Source organism: Echinicola sediminis (genome assembly GCF_054777495.1).
Map to the genome: position 1 here is coordinate 96,688 of NZ_BAAHAP010000001.1, position 21,317 is coordinate 118,004.

The window sequence follows — 21,317 nt, forward strand, 5'->3', positions numbered from 1 at the left end:
ATTAATTTACTCGATTTATGCATGCTTATCTCCATTAAGATTTCTATCATCCCTAAGTCTCTCTGATTCTTTTCTATTTTTTGTTATCATCGTGGAAGTATCCCCCACTAGGTATAGAATTAGGTTGGGTGGTGACTGGGTGTAATTTGCAATTACACCCTCATATCCCTACCAATTTACAATTGGAAAAAACCAAAAATCACCAATAATCCACTTCTATCAGTCCTTTTAGCCCTGAATAATTTCTTGCACTGGAATATAAATAATCTTCCTCTTTCTCCACTATCCCCGCTCTTATCGAATTTTCATGAATGTATTTCATTCTGCTCTCGATCATCTCCGCTCTATGCAATTCAATGGCATGATTTTCATGAGTCCAAAACTGCAAATCACCTGATCGCTTATTAAACTTGGCATGGTACTCAAAAATCATCTTCAGTCATTCTCTTCGACTTTCCTGAGCATTCTCCAAAATCATTTTTAACAGCTTCTTACTGGAAAACTTCTTAAAATCCCGAACCCAACCCGAAAGTTTCCCTTCCTTTTGCTGAACGACCAAATGTATACGATTGCTCATAATCACATAGCCATATAGATACAGGCCTTTCTCTTTTCGGCAAAAAGTCAAATTTTCCAATAGGAAGTCACGATATACTTTTCTGATAAAAACATCCGCCCAGCCCACCACCTGAAAAGTTAGAAAATAGGGCATTTCTTGGTCCCGGATCTGATAGGCTTCTCCCATTCAATGAAAATAACTATAATCGCCCGAATTGCAAATTTTAGAAAATAGAAAGGTGTAGTTGCAAACTACACCTAGTCCTACCATGTTTCTTTTATACCCAAGGGGGCCGTACATCTCTGGGCTTTAATAAAACTGACATGGTCTTTTAGGAAGTAAAAGCCTGTTGAATAGGTAGTCTAAAGACTGGATAAAGTTTAGCTTTTAATGAAGACTTGAACCATAAAAGTTCCCCCATCGGTTGTAAGTTATCCTCATATTTAGATAGCTTTATTGAAATAAATAAAAACTGTCTATCCGATGGCGATGCATAATGAAAGTAATTCTGTCCCCATAATCGACATCGAAGGGTTCCGCCAAGGGCAGTTAGCTGGACGGGAGGAACTGTTATTTAATGAACTTCATGGTGAGCGACGAATAGAAAAACCGCATCGGCACGATTTTTTCATCATCATCCTTTTCGAACTTGCCCAAGGAAGACATAATATAGATTCTGTGGATTACCCGATTGGAAACCGAGAAATTCATGTCTTGTTTCCGGGGCAAATGCATAAATGGGACATAAAAACAGGAACCATAGGCTATCAACTGATGATAGAAAAATCCTTTTTTGAGCATTTCGCCCCCTACTTTAGGTTTTCCTTTACCAATTACCAAAACCATCCTGTCATCCCTCTGAGCAGTAGTGCTTTTCAGCTGTTGTTATATGAATTTAATGCCATCAAAACTGAGTTAAGGAGAGAAGACACACTTGTGCAGATAATAAGTGCCCGAGCGGCGGTCATTGCGGCCATCGTAAGCAGAGAAGCAGAGCACGCTTTCACGGAATTCAAAGTTTATCAGTCCAACCCCAGGCTCGCAAAGTTCAATATGTTAATCGATGAATTTTTCAAGCAACAAAAATCCGTACTTTTCTATGCAGAAAAACTTCATATCTCTGCCAATTATTTAAATATCCTTTGCAAAAAGCATTTAAAGGTCTCCACCACACAACTCATCCAGCAACGGACATGTCTAGAAGCCAAGAGATTACTTCAAAGCACATCCCTTACGGTCAAAGAGGTAGCTTTTGAACTAGGCTTTGCGGACCATGCCTATTTTTCAAACTTTTTTAAAAGCCAAACCGGAACAACTCCAAGCGGATTTCGAAAAAACAGATAAATTTTACAAGTATAGATAGAAATCCCCCACTAGTTTTATCAATTGCCCCAAGTATTTTTGTGCTCAGCTATTCAGTGTAAAAAGTCAAAACAGCTTACTACAAAATTCTTCATCTACATCAAACCATTATGAAGCAGTCCTCTATTTCACGGAAAGAATTTCTTAAGAACTCGGCTATTGGTCTGACAGGGCTAACATTAAGTCCTGCACTAATGGGCGCAAAGTCAAGAGAAATGAAAGAAGGAGAAAAGCGAACCCAAATCCCGGGGTATCAAAGCCTAAAAAATGTCCGTCTGGAAACAGGATTTGAATATGATGGAGATGATATAGTAGCCACTAAAACCGAATTATTCTCTATTGAAATTGAAGGAGGCAAAATAAAAAATATTGGCCCCAATCAGCCCAATTCCAGCGCAACTGATGCGAAGGAAATGCTAATGCTCCCTGCCTTCAAAGACATGCATATTCACCTGGACAAGACCTACTACGGCGAAAAGTGGCAAGCAGTGAAAAGGAGGAACGGAGGTGTAAAAGGGATGATTGCGTTGGAGCAACAAATACTTCCTGAAATGTTGAAAACTTCAACAGCCAAAGCCGAAAAAATAATTGAACTGCTGCAATCAAAAGGCTCTTCGTTTGCACGCAGTCATGTGAATATTGAACCTACCTCCAAATTAAAGTCCCTGGAAAACCTGCAAGCCGCTTTAGAGAATAAGAAAGATAGTTTCAGTTCGGAATTGGTGGCATTTCCCCAACATGGTGTTTTCTATACCAATACTGTTCCCTACCTGAAAGAGGCAGCACAAACGGATATAGACTTCATTGGAGGGCTGGATCCTTACACCATTGATGGCGCCATAGAAAAAACAGTAGATTTCACGGTACAGCTGGCCCTGGACAACCAAAAAGGCATAGACATTCACCTACATGAGACCGGTGAATCAGGATTAAAAACCGTTGAATACCTTATCAACAAAGTAAACGAAAACCCAAATTTAAAAGGAAAGACCTATTTGAGCCACTGTTTTGTTTTGGGAAGGCTGGACCAATCAAAACAAGAAGAAATAGCCGAAAAACTGGGTGCTGCACAAATCGGCATTGTTTCTACCATACCTTTTGGAGGCTTGGTCATGCCCATTCCTACCTTGATAAAACATGGAGTAAAAGTGATGACCGGAAACGACAGTATTGTGGACCACTGGAACACCTTTGGTACTGGAAGCGTCCTGCATAAAGCCAATCTTGCGGCACAATTGTACGGGCAGGTTACTGAGTTTGGGCTGTCCAGAATGTTAAAACTGGCTACCTCTGGCCCAATACCTTTGGACGACAAGGGCTTCAGACAATGGCCCAAAACAGGCGACAAGGCGGATGTGGTATTGATAGATGCCAGCTGCTCGGCAGAGGTGGTTTCCCGCATGCCACCTATTCAATCCCTGATTCATAATGGGAATATTGTTGTTATGTAATGGTCATCGTCCAATCTCGCGCTGTGAACTGCAGCAGCTTTGGGGGCGAATGGAATAATTTGCCCCTTGTATTATGGTCCAAGATAAGAACCTCATTATCTGCGTCAATCCCTTAAACAGTCTAAAGACCGGAGGAAGTTTAGGCCCAATTCACTGCTTTGACTCCCTAAGGCGGGCCATGCTGAAGACCTGAAGCATGGGAGAAAGAACAATCTGTTTCACACTATAAAACAGAGCTATTGGCCTGACCATAAAAAGCCCCAATCTCTCGAGAATACTATCTATTCTCATTTCCATCATCAATCTATAATCTAGGCAAATCAGGAAGCCGCTTATAGCGAATGTAATCATCCACTTCAAACATTAGCCAAACTGTACCAACTGTATATGCTATTGTCAATACAAAAGATATTGATCCTTTAAAAACATCCATGTGAGAAGCTAATACAGTATCAGCTCTTTTGTTCAAAAAAAATATTATGTAGCCTACGGCAAAAACCCCAAGAGCAATTAACAAACCAGAATATAAACCAATCGACACTCCCATATACCCAAAAAACCAATAGCTCAATCCTGTCCAAACATTCAGTCCGTGTAGCAAAAAAGAAATGAAAAACGAATGCTCTTTTGGACCTATTCCATCGTTTTTAGTCTTCATTGAATAAATGGTCTTATCCAATATCTGATACCATCCCCAAAAAACATAATCAATTAAAATCATAAGTAATATTTGCTGGTGTTTGTAGTCCTGAAAATTCAATCATCCATGTTTTTGCCCAGTAAATTATTCCTTTCGAAAATTCTCTTGAATAAGATATTCTGGAATCATACTAAACACCATAGTCCGTGCCATGAAAGAGAAGCAAAACATGTTCTATATGGATTACTGGAGGTAGACAAATTTAAGTAATTGAGAGCATCTAATGATATGAATGATAAAAGAATCCTGTGCTTTAGCAGAAATGAACTTTCATAAGTTGTGGAAAACCCAGCTAAAGCGACTACACAAGGCACTTTTGGCCCTGGGCCTGTCTGCCCAGGCAGGCAAGTCGACAAGGGAGGAGAAGCCCGGGGGCAGTGCAAACAAGGGCTCAATGCATTAGCTGCCATGACTCCCTATACTGCCAACCCATTTCCGCTAATGCCTTTGGCGGCTGGCCAGCATGAAAAGCCATGCCAAAAAATCTGCCTGCAATCCACCAAAAAAAGATGACCTGTAGCTAGATGTCTCAGCATGTTTAGCCCCTACAAATAATTTTGAACCATAAAACCTTACTTAGATTAAACCAGCACTTAAGCTGAAAAAGATCTATTCTCCTCTCCTCAGGCCACCAATCCCCTAAACAGTCTAAAGACTGTAAGAAGTTTAGGTCCAAGTCACCGCTTTGACTCCCTACCGCAGCCAAGCTGAAGACTTAGACCACTCAAAGAATGCTAAGAAACCAATGATTTCTCTTTTTAAATCAATTCACAAAGCCCCTCAAATGCTTCAGCAGGTCCCTTTTGGTGATCACCCCTCCTTTTCTCCAGAGTATTTTTCCTTTTTTGAAAAGGATAAAATGAGGAATGGAGCGCACCCCAAAACTCAGTGCCGCCTGCTGATTTTTGTCAATGTTCACCTTGACAATCTTCACCTTACCATCTAATTCCCCCACTACCTCCTGCAGAATCGGGGACATGGTCTGGCATGGGCCGCACCAGTCAGCGTAAAAATCCACCAGAACGGGTTCATCAGATTGAGTGATCAGGTCTTTGAATTTTCTTTTTGCCATTGGGCTTGAGTTATTGGTTACTTGTTATTGGTTAGTAATTACGGAGCTCAAAGCTACTGGGTTTGATAAAAGCCAGACAATATAAAAGCAAACGGCCTTTTATAATTTGTGGTACCGAGGGCCTTGCCCCTGCCCCTTTGTGCGCTTTGTGATTAATCCTTTCATATTTATTAGCCGGTATTAAACGCCCACTTTTCCGCGCTATTGCTTTGCTATATGTCTTCGCTGGACAAACAAAAAAAGCCCGGTCAAACCGGGCTTTCACTAATATTTTGACTTTGCTTATTGAGGCAAGTTCGCATCTTCCGGCATTTGCTCAGGAAGATCGATTCCCAATTTGGTGGCTACCAATTCAGTGAATTTGTCCGCCTCTTTGGTATAAAGCAATACAGGAGACTGCCCTGCAGTTTCAGAGAAAATATGGGTGTAGTTGTTCTCCGCTGCCACTGCATTGATGGCATTGAATACTTTGGTCTGTACCGGCTCCAGCAACTCGCTCAATTTTCTCTGATAAGAAACCTGGGCATCCTGCTGATACTTTTGAACCTCTTGTTGTAACTTCTGTAGTTCCTGCTCCTTGGCTGCTCTTGCCTCTTCTGTCATTGTTTGAGCCGCCTGTTGATAGGAAGCTACCTCTCTCTGGAAATTATCAGACTTGGTCTTCATGTTGGTATCCAACTGGGTACCGTAATCTTTCATATCGGCATCGATCTGCTGCATCTCCGGCATCAGGCTCATTAATACTTCTACATTGGTATAGCCAATTTTGACATCTTGCTGGGCCTTTACGGCAAAACTCAAGCAAAATACAGCAACGGCTGAAAGGAAAATTCTAAGTTTCATAATTGTTGTTAATTAAGTTATTTGTTTTCTTCTATTCCTAGTTCTTCTATGACAAAATCCGAATAATCATGCACCGGATCGGTATATATCATGGACAGATCGGCAGCCTTATCAAACATAATGGCGATCCCATTGCGCTTGGACACCTTGTCTATGGCATCAAATATTTCGGACTGCAGGGGCTGTAATAGCTCCGACTGCTTTTGGAAATACTGCCCGTTCATACCAAAAACCCTGGTATTGAAAGTGCTGGCCTCCTTTTCTTTCGTCCTGATGGCTTCCACCCTTTCTTCGTACATCGCCTCGGTGAGCAGGACTTCTTCCGCTTTTAGGGCGCTGTACATTTCTTTTACCTCATTCTCCAAATTCTGTGCCTCTTTTTTCCATGCATCTCCCAAGGCCTTCATCTCCTGCTGGATCACCTTATAGTCCGGGTGTTTGTTCAGCACATATTCCGAATCCACAAAGCCAATCTTCTGGGCCATGGATACGCTGCCGAACAGCATGATCAAAACGATTAAATTCAGGCACTTTATCATGTATTATCTGAATTGCTGGCCAATGGTAAAGTGGAACATGCCCCCGCTTGGGCCTGGGTTGGGGTTACTTAAAGTCGGTACTGGGTCAAAGCCATATCCCCAATCAATTCCTAGCAGGCCAAAGGCCGGCATAAAAATCCTGGCACCAAAACCTGCTGACTTTTTCAAATCATAAGGGTTGTACTCGGAATATTTCCCCCAGTTATTACCTGCCTCAGCAAAGCCCAACAGGAAGATGGTTGCTGAAGGGTTTGGAGACACCAAGAACCTGAGTTCCATCACATGCTTGTTGTACACAATCCCACCAAATGGATCTCCGCCAACCTGTCCCCTGGTTTCTCCCCCCGGGGTGATCACCTGGTTTTCATATCCCCTCAGACCGACAATCTCCTGACCCAGCGAGAAGTTGTTGAAGGTCATACCGTCACCTCCCATCACAAACCTCTCCAACGGAATGATACCGATTTTGTTTCCGTAAGATCCCAAGAAGCCCATATGGGTTCTGGCGCTGACCACAAACTTGCTTGATCCAAATATAGGGGTATAGAACTTGGCGTCAAACATCCACTTGTGGTACTCCAGCCACTTGTACTTTTCCTCATCGGAGGATTCCTTATTTATGGATTTGTTAAAGGCGGAATACGGAGGAGTGAAATTGGCACTTAGGGAAATATTTGAACCTACCCTAGGATAAATGTTCTGATCCACATTGGATCTTGACACGGTCACATTATAAGTCAAACTGTGGGAACGTCCCGTATTATAGCTTAGGCCAAAGTAATTACCATAGCGGTCAAACTCATAAGCCTGCAGCTGTAGGGAGTTGCTGATACTGAAATAATCATCCGGCCAAGTTACCCTTTTGGCCAAGCCCACTGTAACCCCGGTGATCTTGAAAAAACCAAGTTCGTCGCCGAAGTTATTACGATCAAATAAATTGAGCTGTCGCTGTACGGAGTGGTTAAAGCTTACACTAAGGGCATTGGGCTTCTTACCGCCAAACCAAGGCTCGGTAAATGAAAAGCTATAGTTCTGGAAGCTTCTACCATTGGCCTGCACCCGCAAGCTTAGCTTTTGTCCGTCTCCCACAGGCAAAGGTCTCCACTTGGAGAAATCCTTGATATTCTTAACCGAGAAGTTGTTGAATACCAAACCGACCGTTCCTACGAAACCATAGAAACCTCCCCAGCCACCGGATAGCTCGATCTGGTCATTGGGCCTTTCTTCAAGTTGGAAAACAATATCTACAGTAGCATCTTCAAAATTCGGCCTCAAATCCGGATTGATGGTTTCCGGGTCAAAGTAGCCTATTTGGGAAAGTTCACGGATGGTTCTCACCAACAGGGAGCGGTCAAATTTCTGCCCGGGCAGAATCCTGATTTCCCGCATCACCACATGGTCGGAGGTCCTTTCATTCCCCTCGATGGACACGCTGTTTACAGTCACCTGAGGTCCTTCAAAAATCCTCATTTCAATATCGATGGAATCTTCCACCACATTGACCTCCACGGGATCGATATTAAAGAAAAGGTAACCGTTGTCCTGATACAGGGAACTCACATCATCCCCTTTGGTCGGATCATAGTTAAGGCGCTTATCCAACAACTCCTTATTGTAAATATCTCCTTTCTGGATGCCCAGTTTTTTCAGCAAGGCCTCATCGTCATGGATATAGTTACCGGTAAAGGTGATATTACGGTAATAATATTGTCTTCCCTCTTCCAGGTCGATATCGATATTTACTGTTCTTTCATTAAAGTTATATACCGAATCGCTGATGATTTCTGCATCCCTGTAACCCTTGGTCTGGTAGAAACTGATGATATTGTCCTTATCGTTTCGGTACTCCTTCTTGTTGAACTTGGAGGAGCTGAAGAAGTTCAGCTTAAAATTCTTATTGATATAGGTTTTTACCTCTTCATCCGAAATCGGGTTTCTCTGGCCTATACTGCTGGCCACGTTTTCGGCATTGGCATTTCCCAACCTATTGAAGACATCCTTAAAAATATGCACACGGGCATGTTCGTTTGTCTTCTTCATTTTCTTTTTGATCCGGCCATCGCTGATATTTTCATTTCCGCTGATGGCTATCTCATTGATCTTAATCTTGGACTTCCTATCCACATCAAAACGCAGCTTTACGCTGTTGGGGAAAGTGGTATCCCTTTCCTGGACGATTTTCACATCCGCGTTAAGGTAGCCTTTTTCCACAAAATACTGGGTGATGTTTCTTTTGGCAGTGTTCAGTACATCATCCCTTACCACACGCCCTCGGATCTGTACCTTGTCCCGAAGCTCGCTTTCCTGGGTCTGCGTCACTCCGTCAAACTCCACGATGCTAAACCTTGGACGTTCGGTGAGATCAAGCAAGAGGTGTATTTCATCTCCCTCGATCTTGGTCACCATGATTTTCACATCCCCGATGATCCCCTGTCCCCACAATTTTTTGAGGGCACTGGAAATTGCATCACCAGGAACGCTTATTTCATCCCCCACTTTGAGTCCCGACAGGGAGATGATCGCCGTTTCATCCAATGTGGAAAGCCCCACAGCTTTGATCTCGGCAATCTTGAACTTCTGGGGCTGGGCATAATTCAGCTCCAGAATATCTACTGGCTTTTGCACAGCATACCTACTTTGCCCCAGTCTGATCTGGGCCTGTGAAATGCCTGCAAAAAGGAGTAAGCATATTACGATTAAGCTTCTTCTCATTAATCTCATGATTTAATCTGCGCCCCTGTCTTGCCGAAACGTCTTTCCCTTCTTTGGTAATCCGCTACCGCCTCAAACAGGTGCTCTTTTCTAAAGTCAGGCCACAATACTTCTGTAAAGTACAGCTCGGTATAGGCCAATTGCCATAACAGAAAATTACTTATTCTCAACTCACCACTTGTCCTGATCAACAGTTCAGGATCAGGATAATCCCTGGTCATCAGGTGGTCAGCAACCAAGTCTTCTGTAATAGCCTCCACGTCAATTTCTTTGGCAGCTACTTTTTTGGCAATGTCTTTAATACTATTGGTGATTTCCCATCGGCCACTATAGCTCAGGGCCAAGATCAAGGTCAGTCCTGTATTTCCTGAAGTCGCCTCCATGGCCTCCTTTAGTTTGGCCTTTCCGCGTTTTGGAAGCATGTCCAGGTCTCCCACCAAGGTGAGCCTCACGTTATCCTTCATGAGATTGGGCACTTGGTCTATCAGTGTCTTCACCAATAACTCCATGATGGCGTTTACTTCCAGCCTCGGCCTGGACCAGTTTTCGGTAGAAAATGTATAAAGTGTAAGGTATTTCACACCCAAATCATTGGCACCGGTAATGGTCTCTCTTACCGCGGTGATGGCATTTCTATGGCCAAAAATACGCTTGGCCCCTTTACCTTGGGCCCACCTGCCATTTCCATCCATGATGACCGCAATATGTTGGGGGATTCTTCCCTTTTCTAGCGCTTCCTTCATTCCAGATTTTTCCGAACTTAATTTTTTGGAGGTACAAAAATGCTATTTCTTTTTTAATAATCTATCCCAGAATCCAATTAATTAATAATTAAAGCACTTAACCTTGTGAAATGAATAACTAAGGCTTGCTCCTAAAAAATAATACCAGTCCTTGTCGGATTTGTTGCCATAATTTACCTGGTAAGGAAATTCAGCATCTGGGTCGTTGGGATCGGGCTCCGGAAAACGGGGGAGGTAATTTTCGCTAGGCTCTATCTTGTCAAGAAAATCCGATACTGTCGGCCGGAAACCGAATTCCACCGACAGGAACAGCCTTTCTTTCAATTTATACTTGACACCCAGTCCAAAGGGGATCACCGGGGTCGAAAGGGAATATTTCCCTTCATCCTCAGGTGGCAGCTCCCCCTGGTACGCTTGGCCTTTCCCTTTGAAAAAGGCATAGCCCAAGCCCATAAAGCCATAAGGGGAAAACCGGGTCGTGGAATGGTGGGCGAGGAAATCCAGGAAATGGTATTCCATCACGGCATAGCCTTCAATAAGCAGCCCTTTGAAATAGGCATTTCTGGCTTCGGCCACCGCATCCAAAGGACGTACACTGTCCGCTGCATTTAGCCCGGCCAGGGAAAGCCCATACCGTAAGCTCCAAACATTGTCAAAATTTCGTCTGCCAAAAAACGTACCTTGAAGGCCTAATTGCTCCGGGTCCAACCTCCGGATAATATCACCCGAATAGGTCGCCACCCCAAGGCCCAAGCCATATTCTTTTTGCTGTGCCTGCGTTTCCCCATAAGGAACCAATAATAAGGTCCCAATGGCAACTGCCAGACACAGAAGTTGAAAATTGACTTTTTTCAAGACGTTGCAATTTATAAAGTACTAAACGAATAAAAAACCCTCTTCAGTATTCCCTGGGTTAATTTATGTTAAAACTAATTCCTCATATCATAGCCCCAATTCAGCTTTTTCCTCAGGGTATCGAAGAAACTATAATCATGGAATTTTACCAATCTGGCCACGAACTTCTCCCTTTTTACCGTCAGATTGACTGAAGCATCCACTGCCGTAGAACGAGAATCCAAGGATATCAGGAATTTTTTACTTCTCCCTTCTATGGTAAAGGTGATTTCACTCTCGTCGGACACGATCATGGGCCTCACATTGAGATTATGGGGACTAACCGGAGTGATCACAAAGTTTTTGGCCAAAGGAGAAATCAAGGGGCCGCCACAACTCAGCGAATACCCGGTGGAACCAGTAGGGGTGGCCACGATCAAACCATCCGCCCAATAGCTGTTGAGGTACTCCCCGTCAATATAGGTATGAACGGTAATCATGGAAGAGGTATCCCTTTTGTGGATGGTAAACTCATTGAGTCCATAGGGCACACCATTAAAAAGCGGCTGGTCTGTCTTGAGATTGATCAAGGTGCGGTCCTGAATGGTAAAATGCCCATCGAAGAGCACTTCCACCGCTTTTTCCACATCCTCCTTTGCTATTGTAGCCAGGAATCCCATTCTGCCGGTGTTGATTCCCAAAATCGGTATTTCATAAGTACCCACCATAGAGACCGTATCCAAAAGCGTCCCATCCCCTCCTACGGAAATCACAAAATCCATCTTCGCCAGTTCCTCCCTCCCTTCTAATACAGAGAATCCGGCAGCTTTGGCTCCGGATTTTTTCAGATTCTTATGAAAGGCATCTGTAAAATAAACTTGGGCTTGGTGTCGGCGCAGCGCTTCTATCAACTGCTCTATATATGGCACAAACTCCTTTTGAAAATTCAGGCCATGAATCGTTATATTCATTCAGTCTGGTTCATTTTAGATATTCAAAAATCGAAGCAGGTTGTCCAACCGGTCTTGCTCTCCACTGACGCCCATCTCTTCTTGGTAATGGTCAATCACCTTATAACCAAACCGTTCTAGGGTGGCCTTGATATGCCGTAACTCCGTTTTATCTACTTTAAAGGTCACTTTGATCTTGCTTTCGTCTAAAGGATCCGTCGTGACAAAACTACTCAGAACTTTGGCATTCTCCGACTCTATTACCCTGGCGATCTCAAACAGGCTGTAATCGGTCATAAACATGGAAAGCACCAAGACCCCCCCTTGGGCCTGTATGGCCAGAGAATCTGCAAATGCGGCAATGGCATCTTCCAAGGTCACCACTCCATGATAAATGTTTTCCCCATCTACCACTGCCACCATATTGGATTGGTATTCGGAAGCTACGCGCAAGACATCATAGATATGTTTGTCCTTCATGACAAAGCATCCTTCAGCCTCCAATGGGACATCCCCAACCAAAATATCATCCTTGTTGATATTGTAGATCATTTCATCGGTCACCAGTCCTTTGAAAAAACCCTCATGGACCACCGGCAAAACATCCGTACGAATCTCCTCCATCCATGACAAAGCCATTTTGACCTTGTCTGTCAATTTCAAGGGAGGAATCATGTTATTGATAAATTCGTACGCCTGCATAATTTTAAAGATATAAATTGTATTTAATAATTAAAACGGATCAATGTACAAACATGTTTACAGCAGGCGCAAATTGTACATTTTGCTCTTTCTCCTATCACCCCCCCTGGCGGGGAGCCTCTTTTTTGGGGGCACAATACAGTCTGACCCAGTTTTGGATAAGCTCCAATCCGTATTGGGTCAGGTAGGCTTCCGGGTGAAACTGAATTCCAAAAACGGGCAGCTCCTTATGGGCAATGGCCATAATCTCCTTCTTCTCTGTTTCCAGGATCACCTCGAGTGAAGCAGGTAAATCCTGAAGCTTTAATGAATGGTAGCGGGTGACCTGAAATTCCGGAGGGATTCCTTCCAACATGAGGTGATCTGCAACCTTACGGACCTTGTGTACCTTGCCATGAACCGGGTAATCCCCTTTTACCAGGTCAGCCCCAAAAAACTGTCCGATGCACTGATGCCCCAAGCAGACCCCAAGCACTGGAAGCTTGTCATGATAATAGGCCAATATTTCCATCAGATTACCCGCTTTTTCCGGAGTTTCCGGTCCCGGGGACAGCACCAAGCCTTCATAGCTTTCCTCTTTTAGTAACGCAAGAGGAGTATCATTGCGAACAATCTTAAGCGCGACTCCTGACTGCAGAAAATAATCCGCCAGGATATGTGAAAAAGAGTCAAAATTATCAATCAACAGTAACATCCTGACGCTCTATTATCAGTTCATTGATCCGCTCCACTGCATTTTGGATAGCAGGCGTGACCGCTCCCAAAAGATCGATGACCATGGGAGCAAAAGGCTCCAGGACAGGGAAAAGGGAAGATTTCTGGATTTCCCCTTTGGGCATCTCCATCCCAAATGTCTGCATCACCCAAATCAAAAGGCTCAGCATAAACCCCCACTTCAGGATGCCAAGTACAGCCCCGGCAAAATCATCAAAAGCACCCAAAATGGTCAGGCCGAGTGTCTTTTTCACCAAATAGGCAAGAATACGGATCGTAATCACCACAATCAAAAAAATGATGACAAAGGAGATAAAGGGCAACATAAAAGTCAGGCTTTCCACCCGCTCTGCAAGGATATCCGCCCCCCAATGCATGAACTTAAATGCAAAAACAATCCCGATCATAAAAGCCACAATAGACAGTATCCCGATAAAAAGGCCCTGCTTATAACCACTATAAGCCCCTATGCCCAATAAAATCAGTATGACAATGTCTATCGTGCCCAATGAATCAATTTGGTTTTTTAGTTATTGAGTTACCTGGTTATTGGGTGATTGAACCCAGTCCCCAAACAAGCTTAAGCCAACAACTGCTTTACTTTTTGCGAGATCAACTTTCCATCGGCTTTACCGGCCAGTTTTTTGGTAGCTGAGCCCATTACTTTCCCCATATCCTTGGGGCCTTCGGCCCCCACTGCGGCTATAATTTCCTTCAACGCTGCTTCCAGTTCTTCCTCACTGAGCTGCTTGGGCAAAAATTCATTGATGATTTCCAGTTCCGACTGTTCGGTAGCCGCTAGGTCTTCCCGGTTTTGCTGTTGGTATACTTCAAGAGAATCCTTTCTCTGTTTGGCGGCCTTGGTCAGAAGTTTTAGCTCATCCTCTTCTGTCATGCTCTTTTCTCCACCCTTGGTTTCTTCCAACATAATCAGTGACTTAATGGACCGCAAAGCCCTCAACCTGTCTTTATCCTTTGCCAACATGGCCTTCTTGATCTCACTTTCTACACTTTGCTTTAAACTCATTATCTTTATGTTTATGTGAATTAAGGTGTATTTTTACCCAAAATTAGAGCATAAATTAATAAAATGACCAAACTCAGCGTAAATATTAATAAGATTGCCACTTTGCGAAATGCCCGAGGCGGCAACAATCCGGATGTGGTCCAAGTAGCCTTGGATGCTGAAAAATTCGGCGCGCAGGGCATCACTGTCCACCCTCGTCCTGACGAGCGGCACATCCGCTACGATGATGTCATGCAGCTTAAGGAGGTGGTCACCACCGAGTTCAACATCGAAGGCTATCCCGACAAGCGTTTTATGGAAATCATCCGCCTGGTCAAACCGGCCCAGGCCACTTTGGTCCCCGACCCTCCCCATGTACTTACCTCCAATACCGGCTGGGACACCATTGCCCATCAGGAAAAACTGAAGGACATCATTGCCGAACTGCATGAATACGGCACACGGACCTCTATTTTCATCAATCCGGACAAAAAGTACTTTGAACCCGCAAAGATGACGGGTACGGACAGGGTGGAGCTGTACACCGAACCTTATGCCAGCAATTACCATTTAAACAAACACGATGCAGTCAAGCCCTATGTGGAAGTGGCTCAGTTTGCCAAAAAACTGGGACTGGGACTTAATGCAGGCCATGACCTGGACCTGGACAACCTCAGGTTCCTCAAAGAAAACATTCCTTTTCTGGACGAGGTTTCTATAGGACATGCACTTATCTGCGATGCGCTTTACTATGGGTTGGAAAACACCATTCAAATGTATCGCAGGCAATTGGAAGCGGAATAAACGGTAGGACCAAAAGTTTTTTGAACAAGACACTATGAAACTGAATTTCAAAAAAGTTGGGCAAGGACAGCCCCTGATCATTCTCCATGGGCTTTTCGGCTCGGCAGACAATTGGCTTTCCATCGCCAAAGAACTTGAAAATGAGTACACCATGTACCTGGTAGATCAGCGGAACCACGGTGATTCCCCTAAAAGCGAAGACTGGGATTACAAGGCCATGGTGGATGACCTGGCAGGTTTTATGACTTCTCAAAGTTTGGAATCAGCCCACATCATGGGCCATTCCATGGGTGGAAAAACAGCCATGAACTTTGCCCTGAAATACCCGAATAAAACGAAAAAGCTCATCGTGGCAGACATTGCTCCCCGGTACTATGCCCCCCACCATCAAAGCATATTGGCTGGATTGAACGCCATCAAGATGGACTCCCTAAAGTCAAGAAAAGAAGCTGACGAAATTCTTGCCGAACATATTTCCGAGGCAGGCATCCGGCAGTTTTTGATGAAAAGTCTTGGCAGAGATGAAAACCGGAAATTTACCTGGAAAATCAACCTTCCTGTGATTACCGAAAAAATCGAAAATGTTGGAGAGGCCATTCACGGAACAAAATCCTTTGAAGGCCCCACTTTGTTTATGAGAGGGGCGGAGTCCAAATACATCCAAGAAAAGGACAAAAAAGACCTGGAAAGGTATTTCCCTGAATATAAACTGATTACCATCAAAAACGCCGGACACTGGCTACACGCAGAACAACCTTCCGCGGTGGTAGCAACCATCAAAGCCTTCTTAGGCTGATATTTCCCCTACAGCCCCAACAACATCAACCATGAAAAAAGGAAAGCTCTACCTTATCCCCAATGTTTTGGCCGAAGACACCGCTCAGGAAATCATCAGCCCCCAGGTCAAAGAGGTCATTGCCCATACCACCTATTACCTTGCGGAAAACCTGAGAACTGCCCGACGGTACATCTCCAGCCTGAAGCTTGGACTGACCATCGAGGAACTGGATTTCCAGGTTTTGGACAAAAAAACCCGGGCGGCAAAAGTGGACCTACTACTCCAGCCTATTTTCCAGGGGCATGATATGGGGGTCATTTCAGAAGCAGGCTGTCCCGGGATAGCCGACCCCGGAGCGGTGGCGGTAGCTTATGCCCATCAAAACGGTATCCAGGTAGTGCCTTTGTCAGGGCCATCTTCCATGTTCCTGGCACTGATGGGCTCAGGCTTCAACGGTCAATCCTTTGCTTTTCACGGTTACTTGCCCATTGATAAAAAAGCCCGTGCGGAAGCCGTCAAAAACCTGGAAAATGAATCCCTGCGCTTCAAAAGAACCCAGATCTTTATGGAGACTCCTTTTAGGAACAACCAGCTTTTGGAGGACCTAAAACAGCATTTGCATCCCCAAACGAAACTTTGTGTGGCCAAAAACATTACGGGAAAGGACGAGGCTATACTCACCAAAACCATTGCGGAGTGGCGGAAAACCAAGATGGACCTGCACAAAATCCCGACTGTTTTTGTGCTGGACGGCAATTATTAGAAACGGGCCTATTGACCAAGGTTTCGGTACAGAACCCACTATAAAACAGTTGGATTAGAAGCCACATTTATCATATACCAAAGTTTTTTATTTCCCGCTTATGCTTTAATTTTACAGGCTATTTCAACCAGTAATTAAAATACATTAGTTATATGCCATATCTATTTACTTCAGAGTCTGTTTCGGAAGGCCATCCGGACAAAATCTCCGACCAGATTTCTGATGCCCTTATTGATAACTTCCTGGCCTTTGATCCTAAATCCAAAGTCGCCTGTGAAACCTTGGTGACCACAGGACAGGTAGTGCTTGCGGGTGAAGTGAAATCGGACACCTATCTGGACGTTCAGAAAATCGCCAGGGATGTAATCAACGGAATCGGTTATACCAAGGGAGAATACATGTTTGACGGCAACTCCTGCGGGGTGCTTTCGGCCATCCATGAACAATCACCTGACATCAACCAAGGAGTGGACAGAACCAGTCCCGAGGACCAAGGAGCCGGGGACCAAGGAATGATGTTTGGCTATGCCACCAATGAAACCCAGAACTACATGCCTTTGGCATTGGACCTTTCACACAGGCTCTTAAAGGAATTGGCGGTATTAAGAAGGGAAAGCAAGGAAATCGGATACCTTAGACCTGATGCAAAAGCCCAGGTAACCATCGAATACAGTGATGACAATGTCCCTCAAAAAATAAAAGCCATTGTTATTTCTACCCAGCATGATGATTTTGCTGACGAGCCCACCATGTTGGCCAAGATTAAGACAGATTTGATCAACATCCTGATCCCAAGGGTAAAATCACAGTTGATCCCTGAAATCCAGGCCTTGTTTACGGATGACATCATCTACCATATCAACCCTACCGGGAAGTTCGTCATCGGAGGACCTCATGGAGATGCAGGTCTTACAGGCAGAAAAATCATCGTGGATACCTACGGAGGAAAAGGAGCCCACGGCGGGGGAGCATTTTCGGGTAAAGACCCCTCCAAAGTGGACCGCTCAGCGGCCTATGCCACCCGCCATATCGCCAAAAACATGGTCGCGGCAGGCCTTGCGGATGAAGTACTGGTACAGGTATCTTATGCCATTGGTGTAGCCGAACCAATGGGAATCTATGTCAATACTCATGGCACCGCCAAAGTGGGACTGACCGATGGGGAGATCGCGAAAAAAATCGAAAAGATTTTTGACATGAGACCTTATGCCATTGAACAAAGACTGAAACTACGCAACCCTATCTACCAAGAAACGGCGGCTTATGGCCATATGGGCAGAAAAAATGAGGTCGTAACCAAAACCTTTGTTTCCCCTGATGGCACGTCCATCACGCTTGATGTGGAACTGTTTACCTGGGAAAAACTGGACTATGTAGACACCTTGAAAAAGGAATTTAACCTGGAAAAAGAACCAGCGTCTGCCAATATTCATTAATAAGTATCAACAAGTAAAAAGAGGCTGAAAATTGATTTCCAGCCTCTTTTTTTTGGATAAAATTGGCTACTTAACCTCTGGGTTATTTAGTTATTGGGTTATTGGACCGGCCCTTCATCATTCAAGCCGGGACATCCTTCAATCCTCATTGACTTCGGACAAAATCCATCTTTCAAAAAAACGAAAAAGCAGGAGGTTTGAAACATCAATCCAACACGCTAATGCTTGGCGATTAAACAGTACAAGACCACCTTAGACGGCCCGACGCTTACCTCTGTAATCCAAAGGAAAAAGAAATTATCTTCAAACCTAATCATCAATCAAATGAAAATAGCCTTGGTGCTATTGGTAAAAATCTTCTGTTATTCCTGCTTGATAAGCATCATGATCGGCTTTATCAGGCCGGTTTACGTGCTTTGGTTCCTGGACAGATGTAACCGGCTCAAGGTTTTACAGCTTTACGGCAGTCTCGCCTTATTCTTTTTTATCCTGTATCAATTACTTAGCCTGACGCTTTTATAAAAAATCAGCGCTTTAATCCAGAGAGCACCTCTTCATGCACTTGAAAATCATGCGCTCCAAAAAGCACAAAACAAATCTCCTTAACCGCCTTTAATCCGGGAACAACCTCCATTATCGCCCGGTAAGCCACTTCGGCCGCCTCCTTGATCGGATAACCAAAAATCCCGGTGGAAATAGCAGGAAAAGCAATACTTTCAAGCCCCTCCTTATCTGCCAGCTTCAGCGCATTCCTATAGCAATCCCCCAACAACTTATCCTCCGGCTTATCTTGCCCATAGACAGGCCCAAGACAATGGATCACATGCTTGTTCGGCAAATTATAGGCTTTGGTCATCACCGCTTCCCCGGGCTTTATGGGACCAAGCGGCACGGCCTCCTTTTCAAGTGCCGGTCCAGCGGCTCTATGAATGGCTCCGGCCACCCCTCCTCCTACACGCAACTGGGCGTTGGCCGCATTCACTATAACATCCATATCCGGCTGGGCAGTAATGTCCCCTTGACGATTGAAGATTTTGACATGATGGTAGGATACAGTCATTTGGAGATAATTTATTTCTTTAATTTACCCCAAAAACCACAAATTAACAATCCATCAAATCCTCCTGCAATGAAATGCCTTGGCACTTCCGTCCATAAGGGTACAGGCGATCAAAAAATCCTCCCCTCCATCTTTCAGCCGAAACTTCTTCTTGATCACCTCGGGTTTCAGGGGATGATTCCTCACCAACACATTGACCTTGCCACCTGGAAAACTCTTTTTGATGGCCTTTTTGTCCAATTTTACTTCAGACAGAATTTCAAATGCCCTTCCCTGAAGGTTTTCCGGAAGAAAATCCGCCGTATACAGATGCGTATTGGGATGGAGTTTTTTTAAGCCTGACCGCTTACCAAAGCTTTTGAAGGCCCCTGCTTTCAAAATAGCTGCAGAAGGAATAACCAAGTATTTCTCGGGAAGCCCATAAGAAATATCCGTCGCTTCTTCACCTTCAAAACCAAATGTGAAATCCACCGCATGATCTCCGACAAGGTTCCATGCGGAAACCTTAACTCCTTGCTCTGTCCCTTCCTTGTGCCAAACCAGTAAAATCTCCTTTACCTCGTTTTTTACAGCGACCACGTGGATGGAGCTGAGCACAGGAAGTTCCCTGATCGCCTCTTTGATGTCCAGCATTGGAGAGGCCTTGACCATGATATTCTTTGCTTTTTGGGTCAATAAATCCCAGTTCCCCAAAATATCCGGCTCACAATCAGCCAGCTTATAAAGCTTTTGGTTATACCCTCCTCTTCTCGCTGGATCCACGTACAACCAATCAAAGTCTGCCTGTGCATTCTTTAGATATCCGATGGACTCCGATGAAAGAAAGGCATACTTATCCGGCTGGATGCTAAGATGATGAAAATTGAACCTGACGATTTCGGCCAGTTTCTCCTGTCTTTCTAGATAAACTACTTGCTGAAACTGTTCTCCCAGGTAAAAAGTATCCACTCCAAAACCACCGGTCAGGTCAACCAAGCACTCTCCCTTGACAAAACGCCTTTTAAAAATTGCTGTCAACTCCGAAGAACATTGTTCTAGGGAAATGGAGGCAGGAAAGACCACCTTTTGGTTGGCGACCCACATGGGAAGTTTACCAGCGGCTTTTTGGCGGGCCGCTATCTGCTGGACAGCCTCTTTGATGTCCAGTGATGTATTTTGATGGTGCTTTAAAAGCAATTGTGCAGGATCTTCCTGAAGATGATCCTGCACAAACTGAAACAATTCCGGTGTATAAACTTTGGAAAACCCCAAGCTTAAGCCATGCTATGTTCTACCAAATATTCGGCAATCTGAACGGCGTTGGTAGCAGCCCCTTTTCTCAGGTTATCTGCCACAATCCACATGTTCAAGGTATTTGGCTGAGACTCATCTCTTCTCAATCTTCCAACAAACACCTCATCTCTTTTATGGGCGTTCATGGGCATTGGATAGACATTATTGGCCACATCGTCTTCCACGATTACTCCAGGAGTCTCAGAAAGTATATTTTTTACCTCCGTCAGATCAAAATCTTCCTTGAACTCCACATTTACTGATTCTGAGTGCCCCCCCATTACCGGAATCCTCACCGTAGTAGCGGTCACCTGAATGCTATCGTCTTCAAAGATCTTTTTGGTCTCATTGATCATCTTCATCTCCTCTTTGGTATAACCATTGTCTTGGAATACATCAATGTGAGGAAGTACGTTTAGATCAATCTTATGTGGATAAGCCTTTTCTCCTTCTTTTCCATCACGTTCATCCATCAATTGGTTTACCGCTTTTAGACCGCTTCCCGTAACAGACTGGTAGGTCGATACCACGATTCTTTTGATCCCATAACGGTCACGTAGCTTGGACAATGCCAAAACCATCTGAATGGTAGAACAGTTTGGATTGGCGATGATTCTGTCGTCAATCTTCAATGACTTAGCGTTGATTTCAGGAACTACCAGCTTTTTGGTAGGATCCATTCTCCAAGCAGAAGAATTGTCCACCACGATAGTACCGGCCTCTGCAAACTTCGGTGCCCACTCTTTAGAGGTATCTCCACCGGCAGAGAAAATGGCGATGTCTGGCTTTTCAGAAACAGCCTGCGCCAATCCTATCACTGTGTATTCCTTATCCTTGAAAGCAATCTTCTTCCCTGCGGACCTTTCACTGGCCACCAACAGCAGTTCATCAAAAGGGAAATTGTGCTCTGCAAGCACTTCAAGAATTTCTGAGCCAACTAATCCTGTGGCTCCTACAACAGCTAATTTCATTGTTGAAAACTTTCTATTAATTGATTTTTATATTATTTTGAGCTAT

The 21,317-nt window shown here is 44.3% G+C and carries 24 protein-coding genes; 7 read left to right on the forward strand and 17 right to left on the reverse strand.

Translation table 11 applies throughout. The annotated features are described in order from the left end of the window. Positions 1-199 precede the first annotated feature (199 nt). Complete coding sequence (locus ACYVAA_RS00440; protein WP_460538016.1) at positions 200-433, reverse strand: hypothetical protein; 234 nt, start codon at positions 431-433, stop codon at positions 200-202. A 6-nt stretch (positions 434-439) separates the two neighbouring features. Further along, the gene (locus ACYVAA_RS00445; RefSeq protein WP_460538017.1) at positions 440-745 is read right to left on the reverse strand and encodes a transposase; all 306 of its coding nucleotides are present in this window, start codon (positions 743-745) and stop codon (positions 440-442) included. A gap of 297 nt (positions 746-1,042) precedes the next feature. Here ACYVAA_RS00445 and ACYVAA_RS00450 point away from each other — a divergent pair, with 297 nt between their 5' ends. Next, complete coding sequence (locus tag ACYVAA_RS00450) at positions 1,043-1,903, forward strand: helix-turn-helix domain-containing protein (protein ID WP_460538018.1); 861 nt, start codon at positions 1,043-1,045, stop codon at positions 1,901-1,903. Between the two features lie 128 nt (positions 1,904-2,031). After that, entirely contained in the window at positions 2,032-3,372 is a 1,341-nt protein-coding gene (locus ACYVAA_RS00455) for an amidohydrolase family protein (protein WP_460538019.1), read from the forward strand. Between the two features lie 304 nt (positions 3,373-3,676). Here ACYVAA_RS00455 and ACYVAA_RS00460 read toward each other — a convergent pair whose 3' ends face one another. From ACYVAA_RS00460 to ACYVAA_RS00515, 12 genes are all read right to left on the reverse strand, one after another. Continuing rightward, positions 3,677-4,132, reverse strand: a complete 456-nt coding sequence (locus ACYVAA_RS00460) for a hypothetical protein (RefSeq protein WP_460538020.1) — start codon at positions 4,130-4,132, stop codon at positions 3,677-3,679. Between the two features lie 703 nt (positions 4,133-4,835). Further along, a complete protein-coding gene (gene trxA, locus ACYVAA_RS00465; RefSeq protein ID WP_460538021.1) occupies positions 4,836-5,144 on the reverse strand; it encodes a thioredoxin family protein in 309 nt (102 codons plus the stop codon). A gap of 282 nt (positions 5,145-5,426) precedes the next feature. After that, positions 5,427-5,987 carry an OmpH/Skp family outer membrane protein gene (locus ACYVAA_RS00470; protein WP_460538022.1) on the reverse strand — a complete coding sequence of 187 codons (561 nt, stop codon included), beginning with the start codon at positions 5,985-5,987 and terminating at the stop codon, positions 5,427-5,429. A 17-nt stretch (positions 5,988-6,004) separates the two neighbouring features. After that, positions 6,005-6,526 carry an OmpH/Skp family outer membrane protein gene (locus ACYVAA_RS00475; RefSeq protein WP_460538023.1) on the reverse strand — a complete coding sequence of 174 codons (522 nt, stop codon included), beginning with the start codon at positions 6,524-6,526 and terminating at the stop codon, positions 6,005-6,007. A gap of 3 nt (positions 6,527-6,529) precedes the next feature. Beyond that, positions 6,530-9,238 carry a BamA/OMP85 family outer membrane protein gene (locus tag ACYVAA_RS00480; protein ID WP_460538025.1) on the reverse strand — a complete coding sequence of 903 codons (2,709 nt, stop codon included), beginning with the start codon at positions 9,236-9,238 and terminating at the stop codon, positions 6,530-6,532. A gap of 5 nt (positions 9,239-9,243) precedes the next feature. Continuing rightward, a complete protein-coding gene (locus tag ACYVAA_RS00485) occupies positions 9,244-9,981 on the reverse strand; it encodes an undecaprenyl diphosphate synthase family protein (RefSeq protein WP_460538026.1) in 738 nt (245 codons plus the stop codon). 81 nt (positions 9,982-10,062) lie between these two features. Beyond that, positions 10,063-10,836, reverse strand: a complete 774-nt coding sequence (gene porG / locus ACYVAA_RS00490) for a type IX secretion system protein PorG (protein WP_460538027.1) — start codon at positions 10,834-10,836, stop codon at positions 10,063-10,065. Positions 10,837-10,910: 74 nt separating this feature from the next. After that, positions 10,911-11,786 carry a diacylglycerol kinase catalytic domain-containing protein gene (locus ACYVAA_RS00495; RefSeq protein ID WP_460538028.1) on the reverse strand — a complete coding sequence of 292 codons (876 nt, stop codon included), beginning with the start codon at positions 11,784-11,786 and terminating at the stop codon, positions 10,911-10,913. Between the two features lie 15 nt (positions 11,787-11,801). Continuing rightward, positions 11,802-12,467 (reverse strand): CBS domain-containing protein, encoded by a 666-nt coding sequence (locus ACYVAA_RS00500; protein ID WP_460538029.1) that lies wholly within the window; start codon positions 12,465-12,467, stop codon positions 11,802-11,804. Positions 12,468-12,564: 97 nt separating this feature from the next. Further along, complete coding sequence (locus ACYVAA_RS00505; protein WP_460538030.1) at positions 12,565-13,161, reverse strand: anthranilate synthase component II; 597 nt, start codon at positions 13,159-13,161, stop codon at positions 12,565-12,567. Continuing rightward, positions 13,145-13,690 (reverse strand): CvpA family protein, encoded by a 546-nt coding sequence (locus ACYVAA_RS00510; protein WP_460538031.1) that lies wholly within the window; start codon positions 13,688-13,690, stop codon positions 13,145-13,147. The genes ACYVAA_RS00505 and ACYVAA_RS00510 overlap by 17 nt, the downstream gene beginning before the upstream one ends. Before the next feature lie 71 nt (positions 13,691-13,761). After that, the gene (locus tag ACYVAA_RS00515) at positions 13,762-14,208 is read right to left on the reverse strand and encodes a GatB/YqeY domain-containing protein (protein ID WP_460538032.1); all 447 of its coding nucleotides are present in this window, start codon (positions 14,206-14,208) and stop codon (positions 13,762-13,764) included. Between the two features lie 63 nt (positions 14,209-14,271). Between ACYVAA_RS00515 and ACYVAA_RS00520 the strand changes: the two genes are divergently transcribed. The 5 genes from ACYVAA_RS00520 (at position 14,272) to ACYVAA_RS00540 (ending at position 18,490) form a co-directional block, all read left to right on the forward strand. Continuing rightward, positions 14,272-14,991, forward strand: coding sequence for a pyridoxine 5'-phosphate synthase (locus ACYVAA_RS00520; protein WP_460538033.1), 720 nt, complete (start codon positions 14,272-14,274; stop codon positions 14,989-14,991). Positions 14,992-15,025: 34 nt separating this feature from the next. Further along, positions 15,026-15,787, forward strand: a complete 762-nt coding sequence (locus tag ACYVAA_RS00525) for an alpha/beta fold hydrolase (protein ID WP_460538034.1) — start codon at positions 15,026-15,028, stop codon at positions 15,785-15,787. Positions 15,788-15,818: 31 nt separating this feature from the next. After that, positions 15,819-16,532, forward strand: coding sequence for an SAM-dependent methyltransferase (locus tag ACYVAA_RS00530; RefSeq protein WP_460538036.1), 714 nt, complete (start codon positions 15,819-15,821; stop codon positions 16,530-16,532). A 152-nt stretch (positions 16,533-16,684) separates the two neighbouring features. Continuing rightward, a complete protein-coding gene (gene metK, locus ACYVAA_RS00535; protein WP_460538037.1) occupies positions 16,685-17,968 on the forward strand; it encodes a methionine adenosyltransferase in 1,284 nt (427 codons plus the stop codon). A 324-nt stretch (positions 17,969-18,292) separates the two neighbouring features. Next, positions 18,293-18,490 carry a hypothetical protein gene (locus ACYVAA_RS00540; RefSeq protein ID WP_460538038.1) on the forward strand — a complete coding sequence of 66 codons (198 nt, stop codon included), beginning with the start codon at positions 18,293-18,295 and terminating at the stop codon, positions 18,488-18,490. Positions 18,491-18,494: 4 nt separating this feature from the next. Here the strand turns inward: ACYVAA_RS00540 and ACYVAA_RS00545 are convergent, their stop codons facing one another. The 3 genes from ACYVAA_RS00545 to ACYVAA_RS00555 are packed head-to-tail and all read right to left on the reverse strand — an operon-like array spanning position 18,495 to position 21,271. Next, positions 18,495-19,028: a macro domain-containing protein gene (locus ACYVAA_RS00545; protein WP_460538039.1), complete on the reverse strand. Its 534-nt coding sequence runs from the start codon at positions 19,026-19,028 to the stop codon at positions 18,495-18,497. Between the two features lie 54 nt (positions 19,029-19,082). Continuing rightward, the gene (locus ACYVAA_RS00550; RefSeq protein WP_460538040.1) at positions 19,083-20,279 is read right to left on the reverse strand and encodes a THUMP-like domain-containing protein; all 1,197 of its coding nucleotides are present in this window, start codon (positions 20,277-20,279) and stop codon (positions 19,083-19,085) included. 2 nt (positions 20,280-20,281) lie between these two features. Further along, positions 20,282-21,271 (reverse strand): aspartate-semialdehyde dehydrogenase, encoded by a 990-nt coding sequence (locus tag ACYVAA_RS00555; protein ID WP_460538041.1) that lies wholly within the window; start codon positions 21,269-21,271, stop codon positions 20,282-20,284. Between the last annotated feature and the right edge of the window lie 46 nt (positions 21,272-21,317).

Bases quoted from the DNA above. Each gene is read 5' to 3' on its own strand.
- ACYVAA_RS00450 (WP_460538018.1), top strand. From the start codon at position 1,043: ATGGCGATGCATAATGAAAGTAATTCTGTCCCCATAATCGACATCGAA.
- ACYVAA_RS00445 (WP_460538017.1), bottom strand. From the start codon at position 745: ATGGGAGAAGCCTATCAGATCCGGGACCAAGAAATGCCCTATTTTCTA.
- ACYVAA_RS00485 (WP_460538026.1), bottom strand. From the start codon at position 9,981: ATGAAGGAAGCGCTAGAAAAGGGAAGAATCCCCCAACATATTGCGGTC.
- ACYVAA_RS00505 (WP_460538030.1), bottom strand. From the start codon at position 13,161: ATGTTACTGTTGATTGATAATTTTGACTCTTTTTCACATATCCTGGCG.
- trxA (WP_460538021.1), bottom strand. From the start codon at position 5,144: ATGGCAAAAAGAAAATTCAAAGACCTGATCACTCAATCTGATGAACCC.
- ACYVAA_RS00470 (WP_460538022.1), bottom strand. From the start codon at position 5,987: ATGAAACTTAGAATTTTCCTTTCAGCCGTTGCTGTATTTTGCTTGAGT.
- metK (WP_460538037.1), top strand. From the start codon at position 16,685: ATGCCATATCTATTTACTTCAGAGTCTGTTTCGGAAGGCCATCCGGAC.
- ACYVAA_RS00520 (WP_460538033.1), top strand. From the start codon at position 14,272: ATGACCAAACTCAGCGTAAATATTAATAAGATTGCCACTTTGCGAAAT.
- ACYVAA_RS00500 (WP_460538029.1), bottom strand. From the start codon at position 12,467: ATGCAGGCGTACGAATTTATCAATAACATGATTCCTCCCTTGAAATTG.
- ACYVAA_RS00495 (WP_460538028.1), bottom strand. From the start codon at position 11,786: ATGAATATAACGATTCATGGCCTGAATTTTCAAAAGGAGTTTGTGCCA.
- ACYVAA_RS00515 (WP_460538032.1), bottom strand. From the start codon at position 14,208: ATGAGTTTAAAGCAAAGTGTAGAAAGTGAGATCAAGAAGGCCATGTTG.
- ACYVAA_RS00440 (WP_460538016.1), bottom strand. From the start codon at position 433: ATGATTTTTGAGTACCATGCCAAGTTTAATAAGCGATCAGGTGATTTG.
- ACYVAA_RS00545 (WP_460538039.1), bottom strand. From the start codon at position 19,028: ATGACTGTATCCTACCATCATGTCAAAATCTTCAATCGTCAAGGGGAC.
- ACYVAA_RS00455 (WP_460538019.1), top strand. From the start codon at position 2,032: ATGAAGCAGTCCTCTATTTCACGGAAAGAATTTCTTAAGAACTCGGCT.
- ACYVAA_RS00475 (WP_460538023.1), bottom strand. From the start codon at position 6,526: ATGATAAAGTGCCTGAATTTAATCGTTTTGATCATGCTGTTCGGCAGC.
- ACYVAA_RS00540 (WP_460538038.1), top strand. From the start codon at position 18,293: ATGAAAATAGCCTTGGTGCTATTGGTAAAAATCTTCTGTTATTCCTGC.
- ACYVAA_RS00480 (WP_460538025.1), bottom strand. From the start codon at position 9,238: ATGAGAAGAAGCTTAATCGTAATATGCTTACTCCTTTTTGCAGGCATT.
- ACYVAA_RS00530 (WP_460538036.1), top strand. From the start codon at position 15,819: ATGAAAAAAGGAAAGCTCTACCTTATCCCCAATGTTTTGGCCGAAGAC.
- ACYVAA_RS00555 (WP_460538041.1), bottom strand. From the start codon at position 21,271: ATGAAATTAGCTGTTGTAGGAGCCACAGGATTAGTTGGCTCAGAAATT.
- ACYVAA_RS00525 (WP_460538034.1), top strand. From the start codon at position 15,026: ATGAAACTGAATTTCAAAAAAGTTGGGCAAGGACAGCCCCTGATCATT.